Source organism: Streptomyces sp. NPDC002130 (assembly GCF_040296465.1).
Taxonomy (GTDB): Bacteria; Actinomycetota; Actinomycetes; order Streptomycetales; family Streptomycetaceae; genus Streptomyces.
The window spans coordinates 1-4,014 of the sequence record NZ_JBEOXI010000442.1; the positions used below are offsets into that span (position 1 = coordinate 1).

General features: G+C 63.6%; 3 protein-coding genes. 1 reads left to right on the forward strand and 2 read right to left on the reverse strand.

Annotated features, from left to right (window positions below; translation table 11 throughout):
- Position 1 precedes the first annotated feature (1 nt).
- On the reverse strand, positions 2–784 hold the full coding sequence (locus tag ABT116_RS40570; protein ID WP_073513797.1) for a hypothetical protein: 783 nt from the start codon (positions 782–784) through the stop codon (positions 2–4).
- A gap of 245 nt (positions 785–1,029) precedes the next feature.
- On the opposite strand from ABT116_RS40570, the gene ABT116_RS40575 reads away from it, so the two are divergent.
- Positions 1,030–3,198, forward strand: a complete 2,169-nt coding sequence (locus ABT116_RS40575) for an Rv1355c family protein (protein ID WP_085989964.1) — start codon at positions 1,030–1,032, stop codon at positions 3,196–3,198.
- Positions 3,199–3,475: 277 nt separating this feature from the next.
- Here the strand turns inward: ABT116_RS40575 and ABT116_RS40580 are convergent.
- Positions 3,476–4,014, reverse strand: a 539-nt coding sequence (locus ABT116_RS40580) for a YihY/virulence factor BrkB family protein (protein WP_351645082.1), incomplete at its 5' end; no start/stop codon positions are given.

Here is a 4,014-nt window from a genome sequence, read left to right on the forward strand (position 1 = left end):
ATCAGCGACCGACCCTGTTCACTAGCGAAATCACGGCGGCGCTGTGAACACGGGTCGTTTGCTCGTGCACTGTGTTTTTCGTCGTGATCGGGCACAGTGTCCGGTGCTCGGACCACATCAGTGGCCACACCGCAGGATCAGCGTCGGCACGCAGCGATCGACGATCCCACCACATCATGCGAGTGCGATAACGCGCATCGGGATACGCGGCCGCCGGTATCCGTACATCGACCCTGCCTCCGGAGGATTCCCACCTGCTCAGCACGTGGTCAGCGGCAGTGGCCAGCACGAAACGAGACTGCAGTCGCTCCATCGTCGGCAACGCCACCCTCGCCAGTGCAGCAGACAACTTCCCGGCGTATCGCGACCCGGGGGATACCCACGCCGATTTCATTTCCACCACCCCCTCGGGGATTCGGGCAGCGATTGTCTCTCGAACAGCGTCCAGGGCGCGGTTACCCGTCCATTCGACCATCGCATGGGACTGACTAGCGCAGACGTATGGTCCCTGTGCGCGTACCCCGCCCACGACCACCCCGTCGCCGTCGACGAGAGCGTAGAACAGTGAGGTCGAAACACCGTCTCGCACTGCCGGCACATCCAAGGCTGCTTGCGCTCCGTGACGCCTGTAGGACTCCCACGCACCGGACAAGTATTCGTCCCACAGATAGTCGTCCGTCGCGGGATACGAGAGGACCAATCGGACACCGTCGGTGCCGGGCACCTCGACAGCAGCATGACTCGCCTCGACGCTGCCGCGTGTGTATTCGGTGATCACTGTCATCACATTTCCCCTTTGTTGAAGAAGTCCGGACCTGCGCCGTTGGCAGCCGGAATACCGCGCGTACCACCCAGGCGGGTCCGCGCTCGCTGATTGTCCGCTGACATGCCGGCTCGAGCCTCCCGACACCCGCCGCTGCGTCGTCACCCCACCCTGGTGAGCAACACCTGGCGCAAGGAGTGCTTGGATGGAGGGGACGGACGAGTGATCAAGGCCCGCCGCGCAACTGAGAAGCGGAAGGGATCGTGATGCAGGACTTCTCCGGTACAGACCAAGCCTCGGCAATGAACGAGACAACGGAGCGGCGGGTGGAACTTTTCGACGAATCCGACCCGGCGCAGATGCAGCGGGTGAGCGCACTGCGCACCTCCGGAGCAAGGGTTCTCGACACACTGGCCGAGCAACGACAGTCGCTGCTCGATCTCCGCCCAGAGTCCGACGCCGACGAGATCGCCGAACCCTCGCACTGGATTTACTACCCGTGGCGCCATACCTTGGTCCGTCTGCTCGGCCCCAGCGGGTTTCGTCGTCTGCGGCTCGATCGCAACCGCAACAAGATCACCAGCGAGGAACAACGCGCACTCTCACGGCTGCGCATCGGGATCGTCGGACTCAGCGTCGGCAGCGCCATCGCCCATGCTCTTGCTCTCGAAGGCGTCGTCGGCTACCTCCGTCTGGCGGACTTCGACGACCTAGACCTGTCCAACCTTAACCGGCTTTCGGCCACAGTCCTCGATCTCGGCGTCAACAAGGCAACTCTGGCTCGACAACGCATCGCCGAACTGGACCCGTACCTGCCCGTCGACGCCTGGACCGAAGGTGTCGACGAAGCGAGCATCGACGACTTCCTCGCCGGACTGGACCTGGTGATCGAAGAGTGCGACTCCTTCGATGTGAAGGTCCTCGTTCGCGACCGGGCGAGGCAGCGGGGCATCCCGGTCATCATGGAAACCAGCGACCGCGGTCTCTTCGACGTCGAACGATTCGACCTCGAACCCGCCAGGCCACTCTTTCACGGGCTGGTCGGAGATCTCGACGCTGCCACCGTATCCGGGCTGAGCGTGCAAGAAAAAATTCCCTTCGGCTTACGCATCCTGCAGGGGGCCGAGATTTCGGCCCGCATGGCCGCCTCGGTCCTGGAAGTGGGCACCACCGTGGCCACCTGGCCTCAACTCGGCGGGGACGTTTTGCTGGGCGGGGCGTCTGTGGTCGCCGCGATCCGCCGGTTCGGTCTCGGTGAGGCTCTTCCCTCGGGGAGGGTGCGCATCGATATCGGTCAGCACCTCGATCAACTGACCGACCCACACATTCCCTCCGACTCGATCGCCTCACCGGCGACAAACGGTTCGCGTCCGATCGATCTGCGAGCACAGTACGACGCGCTCCCCGATACCGAAGCCGTCGCTTTCGCTGCCGCACGCGCTCCGTCGGGAGGTAACTCGCAACCGTGGATCATTCACACGGACGAGACTGCGCTGACTCTGCGTCTCGACGAAACCCGCTCGTCGAGTGTGGATATCGAGTACCGCGGAAGTTTCGTCGCGCTCGGTGCCGCACTGCACAACGCTCGCGTCGCCGCGGCACACCGACATATCCTCGGCGACACCGTCATCATCGGCGACGGTAAGGCGACCTCCGCGCGGATCAAGTTCACTGCCGGCACCGACATCTCGCTCACCGACCAACTACCCGGGATGCTCCATCGCAGCACACACCGCGCTCTGCCCGATCCCGGCCTGCCGCCGTGCGATCCGACGGACCTCGCACACCTGGCGGCGCGTCTGTCCTCCCCGACCGTCGCAGTCCACCTGATCCAGGACGGGGAGACGATCACACGGTTGGCCGAGAACATCAGTGCCACCGACCGCATCCGATTCCTCACCGACACTCTGCATCGAGAGATGATCTCCGAGCTACGCTGGCCACATTCGCGCGACCTCGCCAGTGGTATCGAGGTTTCCAGCTTGGGTATCCCTACTTCAGAACTCGCCGCCCTCGAACTCCTCCGCCGCCCCGACGTGATGGAACAACTGAACAACTGGGATGCCGGGCAAGCGCTCCGAGCACAGACCCGCACCCGCCTGGCCTCCAGCGACGCCGTCGCCGTCATCACTCAGCAGGGAACCGCCGCCGCAGACTACATCCGCAGCGGAGCACGCGCCGAAGAGTTCTGGATACGCGCCCAATCGCTCGGCTACTCCTTACACCCCCTCACACCCGTGTCTCTCTACGCCACCGACGCCGACCACCTGCGCGCCCTCGCGCCGACCCGAGCCCGCGAACTCGCAGCACTGTCGGACGAGCTGACCGCGCTCACCGCACATCAGCCGGGTGAGCATGTAGCGCTCATTCTGCGCATCTTCCGCACGAGCAGTTCTGCCCCGCCGAGCCGACGCCGATCCCAGCGGGAACCGTAATTTTCGGATGACACTCAATGGCAGACCTCTGATTCGCACCGAAACCAGGGCAGTCGAGCGAGGGCAACCCGAGTTTGCCGTACGCGACTGCCTGGTGGGCAACGCACGTATACCGGGCAAGCGGACGCTGCAATCATCTCGAAGGAGGCCGCAAGCCTCGTGTCAGGGTTGAACCGTCGATGACGAAGTCAGAAGGACGGGAAACATGCTCGCTACAGTGCCGTGGCGCAAGCCCTGGCCCGTGAGAGCGGCGAACCACGGACCTGCGAGACCACGTTCATCGACCGCCTCTCCGCTCAGGCCGCTTACCGGCAGCGATGATCACCGCAACGGCAGCGGCACCGAGTGACGCGGCCGTGACGATGTGCTTGGTATTTCCCATAGCGTGCGTTGGGCCGCCGATCGGCATTTCCTTGCGTTTCGGGGTATCGACGTCAGTGCAGACACCATCCGATCCTTCGGCGTGGCCCTCGAAGTTGTGTGCCTGACGCAATTCTCGTCCACGTTCGAGTTCGGAATCGAGCTCTGCGCCGAACAGCAAGGCCAGGTTGGTGATCCACAGCCACAACAGGAACACGATCGCACCGGCGAGGGAGCCGTAGGTTTTGTTGTAACTACTGAAGTTCGCGACGTAGAAACCGAAGATTACCGATGCGAGAATCCACACCACGATGGCCAAGGCGGCACCGCCGCTGATCCATCGAAACTTGGGCTGCTGGATGTTCGGAGGCGCGTAGTACAAAACCTTCGCGGAACTGGCCCAGTCGCAGCCCGGTGCGAAGCCCTGTGCGCAGATCACCATCAACGGCCTGCTCA